The organism is Streptomyces sp. CB01249 (assembly GCF_001905735.1).
GTDB lineage: Bacteria > Actinomycetota > Actinomycetes > Streptomycetales > Streptomycetaceae > Streptomyces.
The window spans coordinates 1-24,453 of record NZ_LISW01000009.1; the positions used below are offsets into that span (position 1 = coordinate 1).

The 24,453-nt window shown below is 69.9% G+C and carries 20 protein-coding genes and 1 pseudogene; 10 read left to right on the forward strand and 11 right to left on the reverse strand.

Annotated features, from left to right (window positions below; translation table 11 throughout):
* Window positions 1-28 precede the first annotated feature (28 nt).
* The 4 genes from AMK18_RS30100 (at window position 29) to AMK18_RS30115 (ending at window position 4,220) form a co-directional block, all read left to right on the forward strand.
* Window positions 29-1,216 (forward strand): hypothetical protein, encoded by a 1,188-nt coding sequence (locus AMK18_RS30100; RefSeq protein WP_073865269.1) that lies wholly within the window; start codon window positions 29-31, stop codon window positions 1,214-1,216.
* A 174-nt stretch (window positions 1,217-1,390) separates the two neighbouring features.
* Window positions 1,391-1,729 carry a DUF3732 domain-containing protein gene (locus AMK18_RS30105; protein WP_158071810.1) on the forward strand — a complete coding sequence of 113 codons (339 nt, stop codon included), beginning with the start codon at window positions 1,391-1,393 and terminating at the stop codon, window positions 1,727-1,729.
* A gap of 212 nt (window positions 1,730-1,941) precedes the next feature.
* Entirely contained in the window at window positions 1,942-3,609 is a 1,668-nt protein-coding gene (locus AMK18_RS34270) for an eCIS core domain-containing protein (protein ID WP_079199360.1), read from the forward strand.
* A gap of 188 nt (window positions 3,610-3,797) precedes the next feature.
* The gene (locus AMK18_RS30115; protein WP_073865271.1) at window positions 3,798-4,220 is read left to right on the forward strand and encodes an Imm10 family immunity protein; all 423 of its coding nucleotides are present in this window, start codon (window positions 3,798-3,800) and stop codon (window positions 4,218-4,220) included.
* A gap of 353 nt (window positions 4,221-4,573) precedes the next feature.
* Here AMK18_RS30115 and AMK18_RS30120 read toward each other — a convergent pair whose 3' ends face one another.
* Window positions 4,574-5,584, reverse strand: coding sequence for an Lrp/AsnC family transcriptional regulator (locus tag AMK18_RS30120; RefSeq protein ID WP_073865272.1), 1,011 nt, complete (start codon window positions 5,582-5,584; stop codon window positions 4,574-4,576).
* 209 nt (window positions 5,585-5,793) lie between these two features.
* Here AMK18_RS30120 and AMK18_RS30125 point away from each other — a divergent pair, with 209 nt between their 5' ends.
* The gene (locus AMK18_RS30125; protein WP_241836673.1) at window positions 5,794-6,609 is read left to right on the forward strand and encodes an alpha/beta hydrolase; all 816 of its coding nucleotides are present in this window, start codon (window positions 5,794-5,796) and stop codon (window positions 6,607-6,609) included.
* Between the two features lie 313 nt (window positions 6,610-6,922).
* Here the strand turns inward: AMK18_RS30125 and AMK18_RS30130 are convergent, their stop codons facing one another.
* Window positions 6,923-7,201, reverse strand: a complete 279-nt coding sequence (locus tag AMK18_RS30130; protein ID WP_073865274.1) for a hypothetical protein — start codon at window positions 7,199-7,201, stop codon at window positions 6,923-6,925.
* Between the two features lie 121 nt (window positions 7,202-7,322).
* Window positions 7,323-8,012, reverse strand: coding sequence for an SMI1/KNR4 family protein (locus AMK18_RS30135; protein ID WP_073865275.1), 690 nt, complete (start codon window positions 8,010-8,012; stop codon window positions 7,323-7,325).
* Between the two features lie 628 nt (window positions 8,013-8,640).
* Here AMK18_RS30135 and AMK18_RS30145 point away from each other — a divergent pair.
* Window positions 8,641-10,332 (forward strand): DUF885 domain-containing protein, encoded by a 1,692-nt coding sequence (locus tag AMK18_RS30145; protein WP_073865277.1) that lies wholly within the window; start codon window positions 8,641-8,643, stop codon window positions 10,330-10,332.
* A 221-nt stretch (window positions 10,333-10,553) separates the two neighbouring features.
* On the opposite strand, the gene AMK18_RS30150 is transcribed toward AMK18_RS30145, so the two are convergent.
* Window positions 10,554-11,501: an NAD-dependent epimerase/dehydratase family protein gene (locus tag AMK18_RS30150; RefSeq protein ID WP_073865278.1), complete on the reverse strand. Its 948-nt coding sequence runs from the start codon at window positions 11,499-11,501 to the stop codon at window positions 10,554-10,556.
* Window positions 11,502-11,634: 133 nt separating this feature from the next.
* Between AMK18_RS30150 and AMK18_RS30155 the strand changes: the two genes are divergently transcribed.
* Together AMK18_RS30155 and AMK18_RS30160 are read left to right on the forward strand one after the other, a co-directional pair.
* Window positions 11,635-12,351 (forward strand): TetR/AcrR family transcriptional regulator, encoded by a 717-nt coding sequence (locus AMK18_RS30155; RefSeq protein WP_073865279.1) that lies wholly within the window; start codon window positions 11,635-11,637, stop codon window positions 12,349-12,351.
* A 156-nt stretch (window positions 12,352-12,507) separates the two neighbouring features.
* Window positions 12,508-13,062, forward strand: a complete 555-nt coding sequence (locus tag AMK18_RS30160) for a dihydrofolate reductase family protein (RefSeq protein WP_073865280.1) — start codon at window positions 12,508-12,510, stop codon at window positions 13,060-13,062.
* Between the two features lie 160 nt (window positions 13,063-13,222).
* Here the strand turns inward: AMK18_RS30160 and AMK18_RS30165 are convergent, their stop codons facing one another.
* Window positions 13,223-14,023, reverse strand: a complete 801-nt coding sequence (locus tag AMK18_RS30165) for an SDR family NAD(P)-dependent oxidoreductase (RefSeq protein WP_073865281.1) — start codon at window positions 14,021-14,023, stop codon at window positions 13,223-13,225.
* Between the two features lie 86 nt (window positions 14,024-14,109).
* Here AMK18_RS30165 and AMK18_RS30170 point away from each other — a divergent pair, with 86 nt between their 5' ends.
* Together AMK18_RS30170 and AMK18_RS30180 are read left to right on the forward strand one after the other, a co-directional pair.
* Entirely contained in the window at window positions 14,110-14,961 is an 852-nt protein-coding gene (locus tag AMK18_RS30170) for a helix-turn-helix transcriptional regulator (protein ID WP_073865282.1), read from the forward strand.
* Between the two features lie 742 nt (window positions 14,962-15,703).
* Window positions 15,704-16,405, forward strand: coding sequence for a response regulator transcription factor (locus tag AMK18_RS30180; RefSeq protein WP_079199362.1), 702 nt, complete (start codon window positions 15,704-15,706; stop codon window positions 16,403-16,405).
* Here the strand turns inward: AMK18_RS30180 and AMK18_RS30185 are convergent.
* The 6 genes and pseudogenes from AMK18_RS30185 to AMK18_RS30215 form a co-directional block, all read right to left on the reverse strand.
* A complete protein-coding gene (locus AMK18_RS30185) occupies window positions 16,377-17,600 on the reverse strand; it encodes a sensor histidine kinase (protein WP_073865283.1) in 1,224 nt (407 codons plus the stop codon). The genes AMK18_RS30180 and AMK18_RS30185 overlap by 29 nt on opposite strands.
* A 137-nt stretch (window positions 17,601-17,737) precedes the next feature.
* Window positions 17,738-19,108: an FtsX-like permease family protein gene (locus tag AMK18_RS30190; protein ID WP_107422373.1), complete on the reverse strand. Its 1,371-nt coding sequence runs from the start codon at window positions 19,106-19,108 to the stop codon at window positions 17,738-17,740.
* On the reverse strand, window positions 19,105-19,866 hold the full coding sequence (locus AMK18_RS30195; protein WP_073865285.1) for an ABC transporter ATP-binding protein: 762 nt from the start codon (window positions 19,864-19,866) through the stop codon (window positions 19,105-19,107). The genes AMK18_RS30190 and AMK18_RS30195 overlap by 4 nt, the downstream gene beginning before the upstream one ends.
* A 4-nt stretch (window positions 19,867-19,870) precedes the next feature.
* Window positions 19,871-21,775 carry a Tn3 family transposase gene (locus tag AMK18_RS30200; protein WP_073865286.1) on the reverse strand — a complete coding sequence of 635 codons (1,905 nt, stop codon included), beginning with the start codon at window positions 21,773-21,775 and terminating at the stop codon, window positions 19,871-19,873.
* A 166-nt stretch (window positions 21,776-21,941) separates the two neighbouring features.
* Window positions 21,942-22,959, reverse strand: a pseudogene (locus AMK18_RS34555) (DUF4158 domain-containing protein).
* A 278-nt stretch (window positions 22,960-23,237) separates the two neighbouring features.
* Complete coding sequence (locus tag AMK18_RS30215) at window positions 23,238-24,395, reverse strand: FAD-dependent oxidoreductase (RefSeq protein ID WP_073865288.1); 1,158 nt, start codon at window positions 24,393-24,395, stop codon at window positions 23,238-23,240.
* Window positions 24,396-24,453 lie beyond the last annotated feature (58 nt).

Genomic DNA, 24,453 nt, shown 5'->3' on the forward strand with positions numbered 1-24,453 from the left:
TCACAAAACCGAGAGATCGCACCGGGCTGTGGCCACATCCGCCCCCTCCGGGCCACTGACCGTGACCGGCTACGGCCCGAATCCGCTGGCGACCGTCATCACGAGGGTCGACCTTTCAGGCAAGGTGGAGTGGCAGCGGATCTACCCCGGGACAGGCAAGCCGCAATCCCGTCTGGCCACGGACGGCACGCTGTGGCTCGCCTACCCAGACCGCGACGGTCAGCTCCTGGAAGGTGTTCTGCCGGACGGTTCCACTGGGCCCACCGCCCGCCCGGAGTGCCGCGCCGATGAGAAGATCGGCGCATTCGTCCTCCTCGACGACGGGTTCGTCATTTCCTGGGTCAGCGGCTCCCGCATGGTCCGTAGGGAACGAAGCCGATCCACCTCTGTACCGGAGCCTCGCGTGGCCCGGTACACGAGAGAGGGGGAGTGCCTCTGGTCCACGCCGATTGCGCTCGGTGCGGTCTCGTTCCCGGGTGTGGTGGAGATGGGAGACCGGACCGGATGGGAGATCCTGCCGCCTAGACCTTGGGTCCCGGAGGAGATCGGCATTGATCACTGGGAGCCACTGCTCGTATCGGCCGACCGGATCGCAGCCAGTTTCACCGACACACGGGGTGGCATCGGAAGGACGTTCTTCCTCGACCTGGACAGTGGCGCGACCATCTCGGTCACCGCTCCCGCTCCCACAGGCCGAAAGGCGATGACTGGCCCTGGCCAGTTCCTGCTCGGATCCCAGGGTTACGGTGCCTTCACGACTGGCCGTTTCGGCCGGGACGGTGTCGAAACCGCGCGCTGGGCCAGCCATGGGGCAATGCTCGTCGACAAGAACGGCGGCGTCTGCGGCCCGGAGCTCGAAAACAGCCTGCCTTCGCGATCACGCTTCCGGCGGCTCGCATCGGACAATTGCCTTGTGGACGGGCCGCCACTGACGGGTTACTACACGTCCTACCCCGCGATGGACTGCGAGGGAACCGCGGTGTTCTGGCGAGACGGCAAGCTGCTCGCTGTGGACACGGATCTCGCCGGACACGAGCTGTTCGCCATGGATGACAGCCGCGCGGTTATCGGTCGTGCGCTACTGCTGAGCGAAGGCAGTGTCGTCGTCTCCCTGGACAACGAGGTCCTGGTCTTCCGTACACCGCTGGGGTCCCTGGCCGAGGGCCCCTGGCCGTGCGGGGAAGCGAACCTCAGGGGTAATCCTCTTCTGAGCTGAAACTGCCTGTGTGACGGCGGAGGAGACTGAAGCTGAGCATGGAACTGGCAGGACGGGTCGACTGCAAAACTCGTTCGCAGGACGCGCTCAACAGCCATGTCGCCTCGTCCTTCTTCCTGGAATCTCACGGCAACCGTCCGTAGTGGGCGGTCGACGAACGGCGAAGGGATGACGATGAGCGCTGCCCAGTCGGGAGCCACGAGCGGCGAGGACTTCACCGCTCCGAATCAGTACGGTCGCGGGGAACGGCGCCGCAGGGGAGGGCGGATCTGCCGTCACGGCACAGAGCTGAACCTCTACAAGGCCATCCACCGTACGTTGCAGCGTCTCGACGGCAGGATGCAGGTCATCGTCGTGGAGCACGCTGACCTCGACGGCCCCGCCTTCAGCGAGCACGTCGTCGAGCGCTGGCGCTACGGCAATGACACAGGGCTCGTACCTTCTACCTGGATGGGACCCGAGACGCCGGAGAGCTGTTCCGCGGGCTTTCACCGCTGCGCGGCCGACTCGTGAGCGAGATCCGATCCGGCCGACTAGGGCCGTTCCACGGCGGTGGACTTGGGAAATCCCCTAACGTCCCATCAAGGGAGGTATCACCGGCCTCCATCACGGGAACGCGATCCTCCTGAGTTGGCGCCGTGTCCACTGCGGGGGTGGTGATCCGGGCCAGGGCGGGGCCAGGGTCGCAGGCATCATCGCCGGTGGCGATGACAGGGAGGAAGATCATGAACGCGAAGGGCAGCGCAAGGAGCAACGAGGCGGAGAACAGCCAGCGATCGGCCTGCACGCCTGCCAGCCGCGCCGCGACGCCGTTCCCTGCGCTCCTAACCCTCCAGAGCGGGGTTGGCAACGCGGCGGTCGTCCAGATGCTCCGCCTGGCCGGACATTCCTGGGCACAGGACCGACACCAGCACCGCGCCGGCTGCGGCCATCAGCAGGCCGAGCAACCCGTACAGCGCTCCACCGTCCCCGACGTCCTGCGCTCCCCGGGCAGCCCCCTCGACGACAACACGCGCACTGAGATGGAAGCCCGACTCGGCGCCGACTTCTCAGACGTCCGCCTCCACACGGATACGAGCGCGCTGGCCTCAGCGGCGGAAGTAGGCGCCCACGCCTACACCTCGGGCAACCACGTCGTCATCAGCGACGGCAGCGCCGACAAGCACACCCTCGCGCACGAACTCACGCACGTCATCCAGCAGCGGAAGGGCCCGGTCGCCGGTACGGACAACGGCAACGGCCTCAAGGTCAGTGACCCGTCGGACCGGTTCGAGCGGGCGGCTGAGGAGAACGCGCGCCGGGTGATGTCCGGGCCCGCCCCGGTGCAGCGCGAGGCCGTGGACGCGGGGCGCGGCCCGTCGACGGCGGGCGGCGGAGCCGCCGTGCAGCGGACCTTCCAGATGGTCAACAAGACGTACGACGCGGAGAACGCCGAGGAACTCACCGCGGCTATGTTCGACAAGGCGAGGAGCGGCCAGAAGCGCTGGACCGAGGAGGTGAAGAAGACCGTCGTCGCCCAGGCCCGGCGGATGGCCGAGGCCGAAGCCACTTACGGTCGCTTCGGCAGCTACGGTGACCTCCTCAACTACGCGTTGCAGCTGGTCAACCAGGCCACGGCGGCGGGCCTGCCCGCGGTCGCGCCCGGCGCCGTACGGACGGGCAGCCCCGAACCGATGGAGGACATCGAACCGGCGGTGGAGATCACGGACACGGAGAAGATCAGCCGGCTCACCCAGTTCCGTCGCCGGGCCTCCGACGTGAGCAGGAAGGAGGAGCTCGACGGGTTCCGGGACACCACGAAGGCAGTCTCGGGCTTCACCTACAAACACGGGCGCCACAAGCCTTACTCAATCGGCCACACTGGCAACTTCCTGCTCGGCGACTCGGTGGAGCACACCTACGAAAAACTCTTCGAGTCGGTCCGGACCAACACCGGCCTGGCCGACGCGGCCCTGGCCCGCCTGTTCGTCCGCGCCCTCTCCGACCCCGGCGATGCCTTCGAGGGCCTGACGAACGAGGGCCGGAGGGCCTGCGCGAAGGTCGTGGCCATCATTCAGGGCCCGGAGTTCCGCCGCGCCGCGGGCAACCCGACCGTCGCCATCGCGGCCTTCAACAAGGTGGTCACCACGCCGGGACTCACCTTGGAGAAGGCGCTGTCGCAGTACGCGATCTTCGCCGTGCCCGGCGGATCGGCGGAGTCCCAGTTCCACCGCAAGGAGGTGCCCGACACCCAGGACCTGCGCGAGCGGGCGCTGAACGAGTACGACGCGCTCGCCCTGCTAGTGAGGGACAACGGCTTCACCACGGACACCGAGGAGGATTTCCTCCAGGGCTGCCAGTACGTAGCGCAGGCCAACATGGACGCGTTCAAGCAGACGTTCAGCTACAGCTAGCACTGCGCGGCAGCAAGTGCAACCACGACGGCGCCGCCGTCCGCGAGGCACGCGAACAGGTCCGGGACATGCCCTCGCCGTCCCCGCTCTCATACCGGAACCCGCGGTCTGAAACAGCCCCTTCTTGGGTCTCGTCGTGTGGACATCCGCATCCGCCCCCTATCCGACCGCCTTGATAGAACCTCTTCATGACATTCCGATTCACTGCCCGCGTCGCCGGAGTGGAGATCGATCCCGCCGATTGCTTCACCGAAGCCGGCCTCTCGGAGACCGAGGACGGCAACGGCTTCATCCTGTCGTTCATGTCAGGTGAGGAAGATCCCGACGACCAGGAGATCGCCCTGGGCATGGACACTCACTGCCTGGTCACGGCTGGGCAGGGGACGGCTTACGGCTGCGTGCGCGAAGCCGTCATGGAGGGCAATGTCCTTCGCGTCGTGCTGGACCCCGAGGCACTGGAGAGCCTGCGGCTGGAGGACACGGAAATCGAAGCTCTCATTGAGGCACCGGCGCATGATGTGGCCCGGTTCCGAGAAACCCTCGCTCAGGTACTCGGCTATGGGAGGACGGATGCTTTGCCTACCCGGGTAGCGGTCTTATCCGAGGAGTAGGACCCACCGGGCTTGACAGTGGGCATTAAGAAGTGGCCTGTGCAGCGCGGCCAAGGCCCCTCCGGGAGCTCGGCATTCGGGGCACCATCTCGAAGCACGGGCGTAGAGCGCGGACCGTTCGCGCGGTTCCCGAGGCTTGATACTGGTGGGCTCGCGTATGCGACTGTCGCCATTTCTCCGCGGTGATCAGCCCGATGGTGACTGACGGTTGATCTCCGGAGACTGCCGTAGCCTTGCGCTGCGGGCGGCCCGCTCGGCGTCGACGGTGGGCCCTTTCCGGGCAGGCGGCGTTCCGCAGCTGACGGCTCACAGTGCCGGTCGTCACCGAGGACCTGCCCGCCCACGAGTGCGTCTCACCTCGCCGGGAGCGGCTGGACCGGCGCGGGAGTGCGTTTGGCGGCACGGCTGACGATGGCCGTCTCGACGTGGGTGATGCCCAGGCCGACCAGGTCCTGGGAGAGGAAGTCGTAGAGGGTCGCCAGGTCCGGGAAGTACGCGGCCGCATGCAGGTTCGAGGGGCCCGAGGTAGCGAACGCGCCGTGCACAGAGGGGTGGCCGGCCAGCGCCTGCCCGGCGGTGGCCAGATGGTCGGGGACAACGTGCAGCAGGAGCTTGGCCTCGATGGGCAGCCCGAGGCGGCGCGGATCGACCAGAACCTGGGTGATCAGACGGCCCTGGGCGGCCAGTTGGGCGAGGCGGCGGCGAACCGTGCTCTCCGGGTGGCCGGTGCGCGCGGCCAGAGCTGCCGAGGACAGGCGCGCATCGGGGGTGAGGGCGTCGATGAGGGACTGTTCGAGGGCATCGGTGTCGACGCCGTACGGGCCGGAGGAAGCGGTCGCCGCGGGGGCCGGCTCGGGCGGGCTCAGCGCCGCGCGTTCCGACGCGGTCAGCACGTGGTGACGCCATTCGGAGGAGAGCCGGAAGACGTGCAGAATCGTGGCACTCTCCAGGGATGTCACCGCCTGGGTGGAGGGCAGTTGACGGAAGACCAGCGGGTCGCGTGAACCCGGCTCGGTGCGGGCGACCGCGAAGATCTCGTCGCCCGAGGTGGTGACGTCGATGAACGGGATGTCCGCGCGGGCCGCGAGCGCGGCCACGATGGTGTCGAGCTTTCCCCGCAGGACCCGGATGCGGAGAAACAGGGCCCCGGCCGAGCCGCCGTTGCGCGGTCGCGCGACCGGGGAGATCACCACGCGCACGCTGCCGTCGGCACCGAGCGCGTGCAGGCGGCGGCGCACGGTAGCGGGGCTGAGTCCCAGCACGTGGGCTGCCCGCTCCGCGGTGACACGGCCGTTCCACTGCAGCGCGGCCACCAGCCGCTGATCTGTGAGGCTCAGTACGGAATCCGCCGATGCGCGCGCCATGGAGGCAAGTTTCGCCCATTCCGTCGCCGTGCGGAGCCTCTCTCGACGACCTTGCCCCGAGCATGGATGGCATCCCCCCTGAGAACGACGGATATACCACGGAGGTCCATGTGCCCGCGTTCAAGCAACGGGAAAAAGTACGTTTCGCCAGTGGTGACACTTCGTGTGCCGCCTGGCACTATCCGGGGTCCAACGGCGGCTGCGTCATCATGGCCGGCGGGACCTCGGTGACGAAGGAGCCGGCCTCGGACCTGTTCGCCGCGCGGTTCAACGACGCCGGTTTCGCGGTCCTGGCCTTCGACCACCGACGGTTCGGGGAAAGCGGGGGCGCGCCGCGCCAAGTCGTCCGCGTCGACGAGCAGGTCGCCGACTGGCACGCCGCGATCGAGTACGCGGCCACTCTGCCCGATGTCGACCCGGACAGGATCTCGGTCTGGGGCTTCTCGCTCGCGGGCGGCCACATCTTCCACGTCGCGGCCGACCACCCGCGGCTGGCCTGCGCGATCGCCCAGACCCCGCTGGTCGACGGCCGCGCGGTCGCTCCCCACGCGTTGCGCGCGATGACGCCCCTCGCGGCGCTACGTCTGTTCGGACGGGGGGTCGCGGACGCGCTCGGGGGCCTCGCCGGTCGGCCGCCACTGCTGGTCCCGACCGCCGGAGCACGCGGCGCGGTCGCCTCGCTCACCACGCCCGACGCCATGGACGGTGACCAGGCCCTGGATCCCGACCGCCGCCATACCAACTGGGAGCAGACCGTCGCCGCACGGATCGCCCTGCAGATCGGCCGGTACCGGCCCGGCCGCCACGCCTCCCGGATTCGGTGCCCCCTGCTGGTGGTCGTCTGTGACCAGGACCGGAGCACGCTCCCCGGCCCGGCCGTCCGGGCCGCCCGGAACGCACCGGCTTCCACGGTGGTTCACCTGACAGGCCGCCATTACGCCCCGTTCCTCGAGTCGCACGAGCAGGCCGTCGCGGCGGAGATCTCGTTCCTGAAGAACCATCTGCTTCCTCGCGACCCCGGGTGAGGCGGGGCAGTGCATGGGCGATGCCGGACTGCCAGTGCATCCACTCGACCGCACCGCCCCTGACAGCGATCTCCTGCGCTTGTCCTGCGATCCGGGCCATGACCACTCGGTACTCTGCGCTTTCCGTGCCCGGCTGGTCGAGGCGACGCCAGGGCAATCGAGACGTTGCGGGCCGCTCGCCGCCGCAGCCCCGGATGGCTCACCGCAAACGCCGATGCTATGTCGCCGGGTCGATGGTGCGGCCTTTGAGGTATTCCTCGGGCATCGCCGGCCTGCTGGTGGGCCTGGATGGCGGCGGCCTGCTGCGCCGGGGTCAGGGCAGTGTCCCGGCGGCGTGGTCGACGGCGTGGGGAGCGGATGCCGTCTCGCCCTCGGGGGCGCGGTGCTGGGCCCAGTAGGGGGCGTCGGCGGCGTCGCGGCGAGGGTTGCCGGTCGCGTCGAACAGGTTCTGTGGGCTGGTGTGGCCGAAGCGGTGGAAGACCTGACCGTGCGGGCCATGCTCGCGGTGGTCGGTCAGGGTGGTTGTGATGAAGGGGACCTTCTTGTCGTAGTGGTGGTAGTCCTCGTCGTAGGCCTTGTCCCGTGCCCACAAGTGGCGGGTGAGGCCGGTCAGGCGTGGGATGGTGCGTTTTGGGGGGTGCGGGCACTGGGCCGATTGAAGACGAGCTGCACTGGCGGATACGGGTCATCGCGCCACTGCCCGAGTGCGTGATTCAGGAGCCCACGGAGCGCTGCCCGGCATCATGCTCGGCCTTGTCCAGCCAATCGGTGAACCAGCGACTGAAGGTCAAGGGCTTGCCCTCGGCGTCAGCAAGTGGCTCAAGATCCGCGTCGTCTACTCGGGGATCGGACCACATAGTGCCGCGGTGGGAACCGCTGATGACCAGCCAGTCGCGCTGAGCACAGCCGTGGTGGCAGATCACGATGGCGCCGGTGGTGCGCTCGGGGGCGAACATGACGGATTCCCATCGTTCGTCCCATGCGTCGATGGCAGTGTCGAAGTTCTCGATCTCTTCGAAGTCCTCCTCTTCGGGACGCTCGGCCAACAGTCGTTCGAGGACCTGCGGGTCCGGGCCTTTGTCGGGGAAAGGTTCGGCGAGCCTGGACAGATCGGCCAGGTCGGCGCCGTCGCCTTCCCAGCGCCAGCGGCCCTGAACGCGTCGCACGGGAAAGACGCCGTAGGACGGCCCCGCGACCCCGGCGGCGACCATCGTAAGGAAGTCCCGGTACTCCGAGGGCAGCCGGACGCCTATCTGGGCCTCCAACTCAACTATGTCGTCCTCGCCAAGCGGATCCTCAAGCCTCCACCCATGACCCAGTGTTCCAAACACCTTGTGACTCGCCGGGAGCATGCTCAGCCTGACGATCCGCTTCCGCACCCCGGCCCAATCCTGATCAACCATGCAGCGACCATATGCGCCGCCACTGACACGTCCTGGTCCGACGGGTGCACTGTCCCGAGGCGAGCTGACGTCCGCCGAAACGGTCGAAGTGCGATGCAGCCCGGCACCGCCCTTCTTACGGCCGTTTACCTGTGAACGGACAGAAGCGACGAGCGATCTACTACCCGGCATCCGGGCGGTACCTCTGGGCGGCACCTCCCACTCCGAGGTCGCTCGACCGTCTTGTGGGCGTGACTCGAGCAAGGATCCTTGCCGCGCTCACCACTCTCACCGAGGCCGGGCACGCCCTCCTGGCCGCAGCCTCACCACAACCGTGACAGGTTGAGGAGCTGCTGGTGACCGGTCGAAGCGTGGCGCCTACCGCGGCGCAGCCGCGGCGCGGGGCTGTCACCGGCGCAGGAGTGCGCCGACTTCGGGTCTCGCGCAGATCCTCCCCACGGCGCGCAGTCCTCCGCCGAGGGCAGGCCGTTGGTGGCGATGTCCTCCGGGACGGTGGCGATCCCGTCGGCGCTCTCTCGCGGGAGCCGGACGCCGAAGGCAACCGCAGCTGGTACGGGTACGGATCATCGGTGTCGCGGGCACCTCGCCGACTGATGACTGGTGTCGGCTTCTGCGGAAGGATGACCGCATGACGCAGATCGACCACCCGCTTCCTCGTCAAGTCGCCGACGCATACGTCAACGCCCTCATCGAGCTTGACCCGATCACGGGTACGTTCCTCGGCGTGCCGGAGAGTTCCAGCCGCTTGCCCGACCTTTCACCGGCCGGCTCGGACGCCCTGGCGGCGCTCGCGCGGGAGACCCTCGCGCGCCTCACCGAGGCTGAGCGCTTGCCCGGTGCCGACAGCGGTACCGAGCGCCGCTGTGCTCGTCTGCTGCGCGAACGCCTCACTGCGGAGCTCGCGGTTCACTCGGCCGGTGAACACCTGCGGGCCGTAGGCAACATAGCGACGCCGCCCCACTTCGTCCGCGATGTATTCACGGCGATGCCGACCGGGACCGAGGAGGACTGGACGGCCGTCGTCGAGCGCCTGCGGGCCGTGCCCCGGGCGCTGGCCGGATACCGCGAGTGCCTGGCCCTCGGACTCGAACGCGAGTTGTACGCCGCCCCCCGCACCACCGCCACCTTCGCCGACCAGCTCGATCAGTGGGTCGACACCGATGGCCAAGGGCGAGGATGGTTCGAGGACTTCACAACCGCCGGTCCCGACGCGCTGCGCGGCGAGCTGGACGAGGCGGCCCGTGCTGCCACCGCCGCCCTCACCGGACTGCGCGACTGGATCCGTGAGGAATACGAACCCGCCGTCCAAGGCGCCCCGGACACCGTCGGCCGCGAGCGCTACGCCCGCTGGGCCCGCTACTACAACGGCACCGACCTCGACCTCGACGAGGCATACGCCTACGGCTGGTCGGAGTTCCATCGTCTGCTCGCCGAGATGCGGACCGAGGCGGAACGTGTCCTGCCCGGCGCGGACACCCCCTGGACAGCGCTGGCCCGTTTGCGTGAGCACGGCCGGCACGTCGAGGGCGAGGAGAAGGTCCGTGACTGGCTCCAAGGCCTGATGGACCAGGCGATCAGCGCCCTGGACGGCACCCATTTCGAACTCGCCGACCGGGTACGGCGTGTGGAGTCCCGTATCGCACCGTCCGGAGGCGGCGGAGGCCCGTACTACACCCCTCCCTCTGAGGACTTCTCCCGCCCCGGCCGCACCTGGCTGCCGACCATGGGACAGACCCGCTTCCCCGTATACGACCTGGTGTCGACCTGGTATCACGAGGGCGTCCCGGGTCACCACCTCCAGCTCGCCCAATGGATACACGTCTCAGAAGACCTCTCCCGCTACCAGGCGACCGTCGGCATGGTCAGCGCCAACATCGAGGGATGGGCTCTCTACGCCGAGCGTCTGATGGACGAACTCGGATTCCTGAAGGACCCCGAGGAGCGGCTCGGCTATCTGGACGCGCAGATGATGCGGGCGGTCCGGGTGATCGTCGACATCGGCATGCACCTGGAGCTGGAAATCCCGGCCGGCTCCCCGTTCCACCCGGGCGAGCGGTGGACGCCTCACCTCGCCCAGGAGTTCATCGGCGCGCACAGCAGCCGCCCGGCGGACTACGTGGAGAGCCAACTCATCCGCTATCTGACGATGCCGGGGCAGGCTATCGGCTACAAGCTCGGGGAACGGGCCTGGTTGCTCGGCCGGGAAAGAGCCAAGGAGCGCCGCGGCGATGCCTTCGACCTGAAAGCCTGGCACATGGCTGCCCTCTCTCAGGGCTCCCTGGGCCTGGACGACCTGGTCGACGAGCTCTCCCAGCTCTGACGGGCGGACCAGGAGCGTCTCCTTCTGATCATGCTCAGGCGGCATCCCGCCTGCAGCAAGCCACGTTCATCGGGCTCTCGGAGCACCCTGTTGTCGCCGCCATCCGGTCTACGGTGCGACCATGTCGTTTGGCCTGCCCGACGGGGTGCCTGCCAGCCGTTTTCGGTCTTCGAAGCTGGCCGGCTGCCGCCTTCGTTCGTATCGGTCGGGTCGGGCCGGGTTCAGTGCGCGGCGAGCAGTTCTCCGTACCAGGCGAGTGTGGCGTCGACCGTGGCCGGCATCGGGTTCGGGGTGAGGCCGTACGCCTTCTCGATGGCCGTGGAGTCGACGATCTGCGCCTCCGTGTGCTGGTAGAACATCTCGGCGTACTCCGCCATGAACACCTCGTCGAACGGACCGAACGGGCGCGGCTCGGCTATGACGGTGAGGTTCAGGGGGCGGCCGATGCGCTGGGCCACCAGGTCCATGATCTGGCGGGTGGTGAGCGCGGGTGCCGTGGGCAGGTGCCAGACGCGGCCGTCGCCGTCCGGGTTCTCGCCGAGCGTCGCCAGGCCCGCCGCCACGTCTCCGATGTACGTGTAGCTGTGCGGCAGGTCGATGTCGCCGAGTACCGGCACCTCTCCCCCGGTCAGCGCGGCCGGGAACACCGCGCCGCCGAGCGTGGAGTTGAGGACTCCGGGGCCGACGAAGTCGGCCGACCGGCCCAGCACGACGCGTAGCCGTCCCTCGTCGTGGGCGGCGAGGTAGCGGGCGTCGAGCTCCGCGCGCATGCGGCCCTTGCGGGAGGTCGCGTTCCAGGGGGTGTCCTCGATCATCACCGCGCCGTGCGTCTCGCCGTACGGGTAGAGCGTGTCGAGGACAACGAGGCGCGCGCCAGCCGTCTCGGCCGCCGCGAGGACGGACCGCTGGATGCGCGGCATGACCTCGACCTGGAGGTGATAGCCGACGTTGAGGCAGTGGTAGGCGACCGCCGCTCCGTCGAGGGCGGCCCGCGCGCCTTCCGCGGTCGACGCGTCGGCGGCGAACCGCTGGACTCCGTCCGGGGCGTCGCCGTCGCCGCTCCGGTCCACCAGTCGGACCTGGTGGCCCCGGCCGGCGAGCTCTGCCGCGAGCGCGGTGCCGGCGGGGCCGGCGCCGAGGACTACGTGGAGATCACGTGCTGTGGTCATGAGGGCTCCCGAAGTGAGGAAGAGTGACTGTTCATCGCTTCAGTTATGGACTCTAACTCTTGCGATGGGCCATCGCAAGAGTTCTTGTTAGACTCCGTAACGGAAGTGAGCGTGCCTAGCGAGAGGGCCGGGAATGGCGGAGACGCAGCAGGGGCCGCGGGCCAGGTACCGGGAGCAGACCCGGGCGGAGATCAAGGAAGTGGCGCTGCGCCAGCTCGCCGAGGGTGGTGTGGGGGCGCTCGCGCTCACACGCATCGCCAAGGCGCTGGGGCTCTCGGGGCCCGCCCTCTACCGCTACTTCGCCAATCGCGACGACCTGCTGAGCGCCCTGATCAGGGACGCGTACGACGACGCCGCCGCGGCGATCGGCGAGGCGGCCACGGCGCGCGACCGGAGCCCGCGCGAGCGGCTGCGCGTACTGGCCGGGGCCTACCGTGCCTGGGCCGTCTCCGAGCCGCACCGCTATCTACTGATCCAGGGCTCTCCGGTGCCGGGGTATGTGGCCCCGGACGACACCCTGGCACGCGCGCGTGCCGTGCTCGGACCGTTCCTGCCGGTCTTCGCGGGCGGTTCCCCGGGGACTGACGCGGCCTCGATGGTGGACCGGATGACGGCGTGGTTGGAGACGGACGCCGGTGTGGGGTCCTGGGTGGCGGAGTACGCGCCCGACGCCGCGGGGGACGTCAGGGCATCGGCCGTTGCGCTGGCCGGTGCGGTGCTGGTTTGGGCGCAGCTGCACGGGGCGGTGGGCCTGGAGGTGGCGGGGCAGTTCGCCGGCATGGGGCACGACGGGGAGTCCCTGCTCGCGGCGCAAAACGGCATGCTGGCGGACGCCTTCGGGCTGGAGTAGGCAATGGGGTCCGGGAGTTCGGGCCCATCGGCCGTTGCGGGCTCCGTCCGTGCGGGGCGGACGGTCGGCCGGGCGAGCGATGAGTTCCGGGGCGCGCGGGGGTCATCACCGTACGGCCGCTCACCGGCTGACGCCCTCGTACCCGAAGGAAGCAGCATGGCAAAGCTCATCTATTCGATGGTCACCTCGCTCGACGGCTACGCCGAGGCGGAGGGCGGCCTCGGCACCGGGGCCGACGACCCGGAGGTGCACACCTTCATCAACGACCTCTTCCGCCCTGTCGGCACGTACCTCTACGGCCGACGGATGTACGAGACGATGGTCTACTGGGAAACCGCGCACACCGAGCCCGACCAGCCGCCGCACATCCTGCAATACGCCCGCGACTGGCAGGCCGCGGAGAAGGTCGTGTACTCCACGACCCTTGAGTCCGTGTCCAGCGCGAAGACCCGGATCGAGCGGGCCTTCGACCCGAAGGCGGTACGTGATCTCAAGGCCGCGGCCGATCACGACATCACCGTCGACGGCCCGAACCTCGCGGCCCAGGCGATCAAGGCCGGGCTGGTGGACGAGTACCACCTGTTCATCACCACGAGCGTGGTCGGCGGCGGAAAGCGGTTCTTCCCCGACGGCGTACGCCTCGATCTCGACCTGATCGAGAAGCGCGCGTTCGACAGCGGACTGATCTACGCGCGCTACCGGGCCGGCTGAGCCGCAACGGCCGGTCCCACTGCCGGCGGCCCAGGCTGTGCGAGGGGGAGAACTTCGCCCGGCGTCCAGCAGCCCGTAGAAATTGGATTGCCCGGGAGCGGATCGGATCTGCTCGTCCCCCACGCACACGCCGTCCGGGACGCTCAGGTCACCGCGGAGCTCAGGCGCCGGCGCCTCCGTCGACCGGCACGATCGCGCCCGTTACCCACGAGGCACGGTCGCTGAGCAGCCACGCCGCCACCTCGGCGACCTCGCGGGGCTCAGCCATCCGGCCGAACGGGGTTGACGTGTTGATGCGCTCGACGATGCCCGGAGTCGCCGCCTCCCACGTGTCGATCATCTGCGTGGCGGTGCCGCCCGGTGCGATGCCGTTCACCCGGATCCTGTCCCCGGCCCAGCTCACCGCGGCGGTCTCGGTGAGGCTGTTCAGCGCGCGCTTCATGGCGCCGTACGCGGGGAGGGCGGGGTTCGCGCGGCGGCTGCCGATACTCGACGTGTTGACGATCGCGCCGCCGCCGGCGCGGCGCATGAGGGCGGCCTCGGCGTTCATAGCGGTCCAGTGGGAGCGGAAGTTCACGGCGAACTGCTGGTCGATGTCCTCGTCGCTCGTCGTGTCGAGCGGACCGGGCCGCTGGATCGCCGCCCCGTTGTTGAAGGCGCCGTCGAGCCGGCCGTGCAGTGTTCCGACGCGGTCGACGGCCGCGCGGACGCTCGTGGGATCGGCCAGGTCCATGGGGACGGCGTCGGCGACCCCGCCATCCGCGCGGATCTCCGTCACGACGCGTTCGAGGGCGTCGGCAGTGCGGGCGGCCAGCACGACGGCGGCGCCCTCGGCGGCGAAGAGCCGCGCCGCGGCCGCCCCGATACCGCGGCCGGCACCGGTGATGAACACGACCTTGCCGGTGAGCAGGCCGATGGGCGTGCTGATCGTCGGGTTCGCTGTGTGCGTGTTGTTCGTCATGGCTTCAGCGTCCGCCGGGCCGGCAGACGGATACAGGCACAGGCTGTACCTGGCACCGGCCGCCGGGCCGCGTGCAGACTTGAACCATGGACAAGAAGGAACTCGGGGCGTTTCTCCGCAGCCGCCGCGAGCGTCTCCGCCCGGAGGATGCCGGCCTCCCCTCCGGCTCGCGGCGCCGGACGCCGGGGCTTCGCCGCGAGGAGGTGGCGGTCCTCGCGCACATCTCCACGGAGTACTACGTACGGCTGGAACAGGGCAGGGCGCCGCGGCCGTCGGGCGAGGTCCTCGCCGGGATCGTGGCCGCCCTGCGGCTCTCGGAGGCCGAGTCCGACCACCTGCACGTCCTGGCCGGCACCGCGCCGAACCGTACCGGGCTGCGTCGGCGCGACGTCCGGCCGAGCATCCTCGCGCTCATCGAGCGGCTGCCCCGGACGGCCGCCTTCGTGGTCTCCGCCGCGTACGACGTGCTCGCGTGGAACGGCCTCGCGGCCACGCTCATGGAGGACTTCGCCGCACTCTCCCCCAGGGACCGCAACCTCGCGCGCTGGGCGTTCCTCGGCGTCACGGACACCGGTGCGCGGTTGCGGGCGAGCTCCCACGGGGCGGAATTCCGGCTGCACGTCGTCATGGGGCTACGGCCCGCCCTCGCCCGATATCCGTCGGACCCTGCGCTGCGCGGGCTCGTCGACGAACTGTACGAGGCCAGCCCCGAGTTCGCCCGGCTCTGGGAGCGGCACGACGTCCAGGCGGCACCGATGCTCACGAAGACCTTCCGGCACCCGGCCGTCGGGGAGATCACGGTCGACTGCGACTCGCTCACCCTCGACGACCGGGACCAGCACCTCGTGCTCTACTCCGCGCCGGTCGGGTCCCCGGACGCCGAGGCCCTGGCGCTGCTGGACGTGCTCGGGGCGCAGGCAGGCGAGTTCCTGCAGTAGCACCGCGGCCGGTGGGACCGGCGGCCGCGGTGGGTGCCCGGGGCGCGGCAGGCCGAGCGGCCCTTGAAGCCCAGCGGGAATGCTCTGACGGAACGCTACTGGTCAGAGGTGCCCGGGGTGCGCAGGCTTCCGCGCCGGGAGACAGTTACGTGATTGGCCGCCGCGTACCTCGCGAGGTCACCGACCCTTCGGTGAGCGGATGCCCCTCCCGGACAGCGAGGATGGTCCTGGCCCCTGGGGAGTATCCGAACGGAATATAGCGGCACGCGGTCAGGTGATGGGTCCCGGCACGGGGCCCTGTGCCGCCTCCGGTGCCTGGTCCTCAGACAGGACGCTTGGCCATGACCACCAGCCCCGGCGCGCTCTGCTCATCCGCAGGGAGCCGAAGTTCGACGACCGGGCGGAGTCCAGCCTGCTCGATCAGGTCCACGAGTTGTTCCGGCCGCCATTTCTGTGCCGTCCACCCAACGGAGACACCTCCGTAGGCCTCGGTGCGCACCGCGTCTTCGTCGCTGACGTGTGTTGCGGTGATTAAGTGTCGGACGTCACGGGGGAGGTTCAACAGTGACCACCACCCGAGCACGCCGCCAAGGGACGCTTCACCAAGGTCGGGGTCGGGGCAGAGGCGATGCCGCGCGCGAGCAGTGTCAACGGCAGGTTCTTCGAGACGCCTGCATCGAGTACGGGGAGGCATCCCGTCTGTACGTGCGCGCCGAGCGCCTACCGGCCCGATAATGGCGTCGTGATCGACAGACATCTGCGCGTGGTACTGGCCGAGGACTCCGTTGTTCTCCGTGACGGCATGGTCGAGCTGCTCGGCGCCCGCGGGTGTGAGGTGGTGGCCACCGCCGGGACGGCGCCCGGGTTGCTCGCCGCGGTGGTCGAGCACCGGCCCGACGTGGCGGTGGTGGATATCCGGATGCCGCCCACACAGACTGATGAGGGCATCCGCGCTGCCGTGGAGATCCGCGCGAGGACGCCCGAAGTCGGCATCGTGGTCTTTTCCCAGCATGTCGAGACCGCCTGGGCCTCCCGGCTGCTGGCGGACGGTGCGGCGGGCATCGGGTACCTGCTGAAGGAACGCGTCGCCCGCACTTCCGAGTTCGTGGACGCGCTGTACCGGGTCGCCGACGGGGGCACCGCACTCGACCCGGAGATCGTCACCCAGTTGATGCGTGGTGGACAGCGCAGCCGGGTGGACACCCTGACGCCTCGCGAGCGCGCGGTGCTGGAACTGATGGCGCAAGGCCACTCCAACCGCTCCGTCGCCGCGCTGCTGGTGGTGTCGGAGCGGGCGGTGGAAAAACACGTCTCCGCCGTCTTCACCAAATTCGGTCTACGGGCGACGGACACCGACAACCGCCGGGTGAAGGCCGTCCTCACTTACCTGGTGGAGAACGGGAGTCAATCGGCTGTCACAGACGCGTCGGCAGCTCGGCGGTGACCACAGTCGGTCCGCCGGGCGGGCTGTCAATGTGCAGAGCGCCGTCCACCGCCGCGAGCCGCTCGGCCAGGCCCGTCAGGCCGGTGCCGACGCCGAGCGCCGCACCGCCGCGGCCGTCGTCGCGCACGGACAGGTGGACCCGGCCGTCGTTCACGCTCGCCTCGAGCTCGGCCGAGCGGGCACCACTGTGCTTGGCGACGTTGGTCAGCAGCTCGGCGGCGCAGAAGTAGAGGGCTCGTTCGACCACTTGGTCCGGTCGTTCCGGCAGGTTCAGGTGGAGGACGACCGGCACCGGCGAGGTGGCGGTAAGCCCTGGTAATGCCTCGCTGAGGCCGCCGTCCAGCGCCACCGGGTGAATGCCGCGAGTGAACCGCCGCAGTTCAGTGACGGTGTCGTCGGTCTGGCCGCGGGCGCGGTCCACCAGGGTGCGCAGCCGTACGAGGTCCGGGCCGGAGCCGGGAGCGAGCGCGTCTTCGGCGAGCGAGAGGGTGATGGCCAGGGCGACCAGCCGAGCTTGAGTGCCATCGTGCAGGTCACGCTCCAGGCGGCGGAGCTGATCGGTGTTCTGCGCGAGGAGAGTGGCGCGGGCGGTCTCCAGCTCCCGGACGCGCCGCTGGGCACGGGCCGGTCCGAGCAGCAGCCGGGCGAGCCGCCGGTTCGCTCCGCTCAGCCCCCGAACCGCGCCGGGCACTGCGGACAGGATCACCAGGCCCAGCGGCGTGGAGACGGCATCCAGCCAGGTGGCGGGCCACGGGCCCGGTTCAAGCAGGCGTCCCCAGAGCGGGAAGCCGATCAGCCAGCCGCAGCCGAGGGGAAGCGCCACTGCGGCGGCGAACCCGAGCACGCTGAGCGGCAACCGCAGCACCAGATAGAGCAGCGACCGCCAGGCGATCGGGTCGGTCAGCACGACACGGCCATGGGCGACCACGCCCGCTGGGCGGGGCAGTTTGGCCGGCGCCTCGACGTGCTCGCCGAGCAACCGGCCGACTAGCTGCCGGTGCAGCGCGCCGAGACCACGCGCGCCCATCAGCGCGGTGGCCACGAACGGCAGGCCGAACACGGTGAGCGAGAGCAGCGTTCCCGCGTAGAGGACGGAGAGTGCGTAGGCTCCGCCGAGCAGGGCGAGCGGCAGCCCAACGACGGCGAAGGCCCATTCGCCGCCCCGGACGGAGAGGTATCGCCGCTGCTCAGCCACGGTCGGCCCCGGGGGCCTGGGCAGGCCCGCCCGAGGCGGGCGACAGCGCCGAGTCGGCGGGCGGCGGGCCCGTCACCGTGTTCCGGGTGGGTGTCTGTTCGCAGGCCGTACCCTCGGCAGCCGGCCCGTCGCCACGCTCAGTCACGGCTACCTCCCACCAGCTCCGCCGCCGGACCGCGAACCGCCCGCAGGCCCGTGGCCAGGATGCCGGGGACCGTCAGCGCCGTCGCGCCCGCGGCGATCCACCAGCAGCCGGCTACCGGGAGGGACGGCAACGGCGACCCGCTCACCGCCGTGCTGAACGCCGCCGACGCGGCGCCCGCGACCGCCGCGCCGAGCAGGACGCCCACCGCCGTAGTCAGCACCGCCTCCGCGGTCAGCATGCGCAGCAGTTGCGACCGCGTCGCGCCGACCAGCCGCAGCAGTGCGAACTCGCGGCGCCGTTCGGCGGTCACGGCGACCAGGGTGTTGACGGTGGAGACGGCGGCAAAGCAGACGAGCAGCGCCAACTCGACCTGACGCAGCCAGACGTCCGTGGCGGAAGTGACGCTGGACGCCGCTGCGCCCGCAGCGTGCTCGGCGGTACTTGTCATGATCAGCATGGTGCCCGACAGGCCCACGAGCAGTGCGACCGGTACCACGGCGGACGACAGTCGCCGCGCGTACCCGCGCAGGTTGGCGTCGGCCAGCCATCCCGCACCGGGTGCCAGCGCTCGTACCGGTGTGCCCAGCGCGGCCGCCAGGACGCGCGCCGCGAGCGGCCCCGCCAGAGCGACCGCGACCAGCAGCACCAGCGAGCCGAGCAACGCCGCCTGCCCCGCCTTGTCGACCTGCTCCGCCGGCCGCGACGCGGCCAGCCGAAGCAGCAGGCCGCCGCCCATCAGCACGCCGACTGCGGCGAGCAGACGCAGTACACCCGTCCGCCCCTGCTCGGTCGAACTCGCCGTGAGGGCGGCCGCGGGCGGGATCCGGGAGATCCGCCGCGCCGCCACGGCCGAGGCCGCCAGGCCGACGGCCAGTGCGATGGCCAGTGCCACGAGCATCGGTATCGGGGTCCCCGGCACCCACACTCCCGGCGCCACCATCCCTCGCCGCTGCAGCTCGGTGAGGAAGCTCTGGGCCGCCGCGCTGCCAACGGCCCCGCCCGGCACGGTCACCAACAGCGTGGTCATGACGACCTGGCCACGGACCAGACGCCGCACCTGGCGGGGTGTCGCCGCGATGGTGCGCAGCAGGGCCAGCTCCCGGTGCTGCTGGCGGAGCGCGAACCCCAGCGCATTGACCACGACGAAGAACGCTACCAGCACGGCGATCTCACCGAAGGCGCCGGCGATCACCATCAGGCTGGGCCCGGTCGTCGCCTTCCGGGCTACCGCAGGGGTGGTGGTGTCGGCGGCGAACAGCGAGCCGAACAACGTCAGGGTGGCGACGGCGAGAAAGAGCGCGACTGCCAGACCGACGAAGGCAGCTGGACGGCGGCGCATCGGCCCGAGCGCGAGCAGGGTCACTGCCCTCCCCCACCCAGCTGGCTCAGGCATTCGCCGACCTGGGCGGCAGTGGGTCGGTCGAGCTCGTCCACCACCACGCCGTCGGCGAGCAGCAGCACCCGGTCCGCGTACCCGGCGGCCACCGGATCATGGGTCACCATCACGCAGGTCCTGCCGTCCTCGTCCACACCGGCGCGCAGCAGGGCGAGGATCTCGTGGCCGGTGGTCCGGTCGAGCGCGCCCGTCGGCTCGTCGGCGAACAGCACCGGAGGACGGGAGACCAGTGCCCGGGCGATGGCCACCCGCTGCTGCTGCCCACCGGACAGCTGCCCTGGCCGGTGTCGCTCGCGCCCGGCCAGTCCCACCCGGGTGAGCGCGTCGAGCACCCGGCCCCGGTCGTGCCGCTCGCCGGCCAGTCGGCCGGGAAGCTCGATATTCTGCGCGACCGTCATCGCGGGCATCAGATTGAACGCCTGGAACACGAACCCGACGCGACTGCGCCGCAGTGCCGCCAGCCGTCGCTCGGGCAGCCGGGACACCTTAGTACCGCCCCACCAGACGGAGCCCCGAGTGGGTCGGTCCATCCCCGCCAGGCAGTGCAGCAAAGTGGTCTTGCCAGAGCCCGAGGGCCCCATCACCGCCGTGAACGTTCCAGGCGCAAAGGCTACCGACACCCCGCGCAACGCCCGCACGGCGGCGGCGCCGCGTCCGTACTCACGGTGCAGGTTTTCCGCTCGGACGGTTGTGCCCGTCCCGATATCCGTCGCCGTCTCAGTCACGTCCTCATCCTCGGCAGGCGGAGGACGGCGATCGATCGTGCCCACCCCCGAATCGGGGGTTCGGGAAACCGAACCACCGGTCATCGGCGGACGACCGCTGCCGCAGCCCCGGCGCGGCCGGCCGGGTGAAGACGTAGCGGCCGAGGAAGTTGATGTGGTCGTACTGGAGTGGGGAGAGCCGGGCGAGCAGTTCGTCGGTGACGGGGAAGCCGTCAGCGGCCAGTTGTTTGACGGCGGCGTCGATGTAAAGGCTGTTGAACAGGACTACGCAGTTGAGGGCCAGTCCGAGGGCGCCGAGCTGGTCCTCCATTCCTTCGCGGTAGTGCTGGCGCAGTTCGCCGCGGTGCCCGAAGAAGATCTTCCGGGCGAGGCGATGGCGGGCCTCGGTGACGTTGAGCTGGGCGCCGATCATGCGCCGGTATCCCTCGTCGGAGACGAACTGGAGAAGGTGCAGGGTCTTGAAAATCCGTCCGTAGTGGGCGAACGCGTCGCCGAGCCCGGTCGGTTTGCCGTCGCGGGAGAGCATGCGGATCAGGTCGTGTCCGCAGACCTCGCCCAGGGTCAGGGAGCCTGCCGCGCGGAGCATGTCGCCCCAGTGTGCGCGTATCCGGTCCAAGCGGATGGTGTGCTTGGAGACCGGCTGGAGCGGCCCGTAGTCGGCCGCGGTGTTCCTCCGCCACAGCCGGGCGTCGGAGATGTCGGCGATCCTGGGCGAGAACTGGTAGCCGCAGATCGCGAACAGGCCGAAGACGATGTCGGAGTACGACGCGGTGTCGGTGACGACGGTCTCCGGCTTCGGGCCGCCGTCGCGGGCATGGATGGCGTCCAGAATGAACAGCGAGTCGCGCAGCGTGCCCGGCACGACCACCCCGCCCAGCCCCATCACCTGGTCGTTTACCACGTTCAACCAGGTGGCGCCCTTGTGCCGCAGCCCGAAATACCGAGGGTTCGAACCCGCGTACAGGGTCTGCACGGGCACGGTGAAGCGGACCCCGTCGGCGGAGGCGACCAGGCCGCCACCCCACGCCCTCACGACGTCGATCTTTGCCTGGGCCTCGATGAACAGGCCGTTCGCCACCGAAATGTTCTCCGCCCGGAAGTAACCCTGATCGACCTGAACCAGACGGCCCCGGCTGAGCGCCGGGACGTCCGGCTTGATGACTGGGGTGAACCCGACGTTGCACGCTTCCGTCAGCAGGACGGCGCACAAACTGGTGGTGAAGCCTTCCATATGGGAGTCGGCGCCGGAGATGTGCGTGAACGCGTCCGCCATCCCCGTCAGCTCGGCGACCTCCAGCAGCAGCTCGGGGAAGTCGACCTTCGGCAGCATGCCGTTGACCAGCTGCCGGAACGGCGGCATGAGCTTGGGCTCCTCCGCCTTGCCGAGCTTGCCCAGCTTCAACTTCCCGCCCACTACCTCCAGCGCCGTGTTCCCGGGCAGCCCGGCGGCAACCTGGACGTACGCAGCGTGCAGAGCGGAGGCGAGGTCGGCGAGGTGTCCGGCCGGTTCGCTCTCCAGACCGAGCGCGGCAAGCACCTTCGGCTCGGCGGCTGTCCACTTCTCCCCGGCCAACAGCTTGGCGCGGGGGTCGCCCCAGCGGTCGCCGTCCTTGGCGAACACGTCCCGCCGACGCAGCGATCGGTGCAGATGCTCCAAGACGCAGAACGAGTACGCGGCCTTGTCGACCAAGCCGTGCGGCACGTTGGGGTTGGCGAACACCAACCGCCGCCACGAGCCCGTCACCAGATCGGCGGCGACCTCTTCGGCGCCGATCTTCTTGCGGCCGACCAGATCCGGGAGCCGCTTGAGGGCCTGAACAACGGGGACGCCGGCTTCGGTGGCGCCGAAGTCGATGACCTCGACCAGGAGACGGATGAAGCCACGCACCGTGCCGTAGCGGGCGACCAACTCGGCCCGCCTCCCGCGTCTTCGTCCCCGTCGATGTCCGGGACCACCGAGGCGATGGTGGCGAGCGCCTCGGCCAGTTGCTCGCGCGGCACGACCTGCTCGATTGCAGACCATGCGTCGGCCACGGAGACGAGCTCGCCAGTGTCGGTCGCGGGCGGCGTCGTCATCAGCACGTCGACCGCTGCGGCGACCTTCTTCGCGGCCTTGCACAACTGGGGCAGAACCTTGAGCTTGGCGTCGTTGCCCTCCGCTCGGCCTTCGCCAGCAGCTTGGTGGCCATCAGCGCATGCAGCAGATCGAGCGCGTCATCCACCGTCGCGGTCTCCAGATGCCGCACGGTCGCCAGCAGCGTCGCAGTCTGCCGCGTAACCTCCAGCCGCTTCAACGTCGGCGCCTTCGAGGTCAGCCCGTACCGGGCGAGCCCTGTCATCCGCGCGGCCGGAACCCGTCCGGCGTCCACCGCGCCAGCCCCCAGACCCCGCACCTCGCGGGCGCGGTCCAGGGCCAGTTCCATAGCCTTTCCAGACACCCGCATCGGGCCCAGCCGCAGCCGCTCCAGCTCCGACACCCGCTTCTTCTCAGGCACCTCCAGCAGCCGGACCATCTCGGTCCGCAGCTCGTACGGCACCACCTCGTACAGCGCGGCGTGCAGCCGGTCGTTCTCCTCCTGGCGGAGCGCGGCCACCGTCCGGGCCAGCGACGTCACACCTGGCAGCAGCACCCGGTTGTTCACCAGCCACACCACCGCCCGGTCGAACAGGGCCCGCGGCCCCTCCAGCGACGACCACACCCGCGCCACCAGAAACTCCCGCAGCTCCGCCTCCCCAGCCGCGAAGTCCCGGTAGCCGTAGGTGTCGCGGATCTCCCACGCGTGTTCGTACACCGTCTGCGCGCGTCCCGTACTCGGCGAAATGCTCATCATCGAGACCGAGCTGCTCGGCGACGAACCGCACCACGGAGGCCGGTACCGCCATGGGGTCCTCGCTCAGGAAAGTGCCGAGCATCCGCACCGTGCCCCACTGCACCGCCCACCCCAACCTCGTAGCCAAACGGCGCTTCGCCCGAACGAGCTCCAGGGCCCTGGTGTCCAGGCGGAAGAACTGTTCCAGCTCCCCGGGTGAGGGTTCCGTGGCGAACCGGCCGTAGTGGGAAACTTGCTGAGCAGACAAATATTCAACAGGCATGACCAGGAACGTAGAGCCTGCTGACCAGGCAAACGGTCACGTCACCGAACCGGAATCAAGATCGCTCCGCTACCGCTGATTTCCGTTCGGATACTCCCCGAGGGCCGTCCTGTCCTGACCGCTGAGCCGGTGACGTAAGTCGGGCTGGGACGGCGGTGCGGCGCCGGAAGCCACGTCGACCTCCCCGCGACGCAGTTCAGGGGTGTACCGCGGCGCCGAGGGCGGTCCCGTAAGCGGTGGCGAGAACGTCATGACAATAAGTTACAGCCATGCACTTTTCAGTGAGTGCCCCGGTCGTTCGGCCACCCGGCGTGATGGGAGCGGTCGAACAGAGCGGCGACACTCCGCGGTGCTTCCGCGCCGAAGAAGACCTCCAGGTTGCGCGCCGAGCGGCCGGCGGCGTCGCCGCTGCGCGGGAACAGCCGCTCCTCGTAGGCGGTGAACGCGGCCTCGGTGTCGGGTCGCTGGACCAACTCGCGGGCCAGGTCGGCGCCGTCGTACATGGCGAGGTTCGCGCCCTCGCCTGCGAAGGGCGACATCAGGTGAGCGGCGTCGCCGACGAGCGTCACGCCGGGCACTCGGTCCCATGCGAGTCCGGCGGGGAGGGCGTGGATGGGCCGGAGCCACGGTTCCGCGTCGCTCTCCGTCACGAAGGCGGTGAGCAGCGGCGACCATCCGTCGAACTCGTCGGCGATCCGGCGGAGGCCCGCGGACGGGTCGCTGAAGTCGATCGACCCCATCCAGTCCTCGGGCTTGTTCAGCGCCACGTATCCGCGCACGTGCCCGTCGGTGTAGCGATGGGCGATGACGCCTTTGCCCGGTGCGACCGCCATCAGCGTGCCGCTGCCGATCGCGGCGACGCGCGCCCGGTTGTTCCGGCCGTCCGGGGCGAGAGCGATCTCGACGAAGCAGGTTCCGCTGTAGGCGGGCCGGACGGGGGTGAGCAGCGGGCGGACCTTCGACCAGGCGCCGTCCGCGCCGATGACGATGTCGGCGCGCGTGGCGGATCCGTCCGAGAAGGTGAGTTCGTAGCCGCCCTCTGGACGGTGCCGGACCGAGGCGAGCTTGTGCCCCCACTTGATCGTCCCGGGCGCCAGCGAGTCGATGAGCATCCGCCTGAGTTCGCCGCGGTCCACCTCGGGGCGGGACGAGCCGGGGTCCGCCGGCACGTCGAGCAGGATCGTGCCGCGGTGGTCGACCACCCGCTTGGCGTCCTCGCCCGGGCGGACCAGGGTGAGGAACTCGTCGTACAGGCCGGCGGCCCGAAGTGCGATCTGCCCGGTCTCTTCGTGGATGTCGAGCAGGCCGCCCTGCGCACGGGTCGTCGCCGAGGTCTCGCTCTCGTAGATCGTCGCGGCGATGCCGTGAGCCTGAAGCACTCGGGCGAGCGTCAGGCCGCCCGGTCCCGCTCCGATGACGGCGATGGTCTTGTTCATGATGCGCTCCTGATTGACGCCGACTCGCGTCGGCGGTGGTCGGCGCCGGGAGAGGGCG

Bases quoted from the DNA above. Each gene is read 5' to 3' on its own strand.
- AMK18_RS30135 (WP_073865275.1), bottom strand. From the start codon at position 8,012: ATGGTTGATCAGGATTGGGCCGGGGTGCGGAAGCGGATCGTCAGGCTG.
- AMK18_RS30160 (WP_073865280.1), top strand. From the start codon at position 12,508: ATGGCAAAGCTCATCTATTCGATGGTCACCTCGCTCGACGGCTACGCC.
- AMK18_RS30125 (WP_241836673.1), top strand. From the start codon at position 5,794: ATGGCCGGCGGGACCTCGGTGACGAAGGAGCCGGCCTCGGACCTGTTC.
- AMK18_RS30150 (WP_073865278.1), bottom strand. From the start codon at position 11,501: ATGACCACAGCACGTGATCTCCACGTAGTCCTCGGCGCCGGCCCCGCC.
- AMK18_RS30120 (WP_073865272.1), bottom strand. From the start codon at position 5,584: ATGGCGCGCGCATCGGCGGATTCCGTACTGAGCCTCACAGATCAGCGG.
- AMK18_RS30105 (WP_158071810.1), top strand. From the start codon at position 1,391: ATGAGCGCTGCCCAGTCGGGAGCCACGAGCGGCGAGGACTTCACCGCT.
- AMK18_RS30115 (WP_073865271.1), top strand. From the start codon at position 3,798: ATGACATTCCGATTCACTGCCCGCGTCGCCGGAGTGGAGATCGATCCC.
- AMK18_RS30165 (WP_073865281.1), bottom strand. From the start codon at position 14,023: ATGACGAACAACACGCACACAGCGAACCCGACGATCAGCACGCCCATC.
- AMK18_RS30145 (WP_073865277.1), top strand. From the start codon at position 8,641: ATGACGCAGATCGACCACCCGCTTCCTCGTCAAGTCGCCGACGCATAC.
- AMK18_RS30215 (WP_073865288.1), bottom strand. From the start codon at position 24,395: ATGAACAAGACCATCGCCGTCATCGGAGCGGGACCGGGCGGCCTGACG.
- AMK18_RS30170 (WP_073865282.1), top strand. From the start codon at position 14,110: ATGGACAAGAAGGAACTCGGGGCGTTTCTCCGCAGCCGCCGCGAGCGT.
- AMK18_RS30155 (WP_073865279.1), top strand. From the start codon at position 11,635: ATGGCGGAGACGCAGCAGGGGCCGCGGGCCAGGTACCGGGAGCAGACC.
- AMK18_RS34270 (WP_079199360.1), top strand. From the start codon at position 1,942: ATGAACGCGAAGGGCAGCGCAAGGAGCAACGAGGCGGAGAACAGCCAG.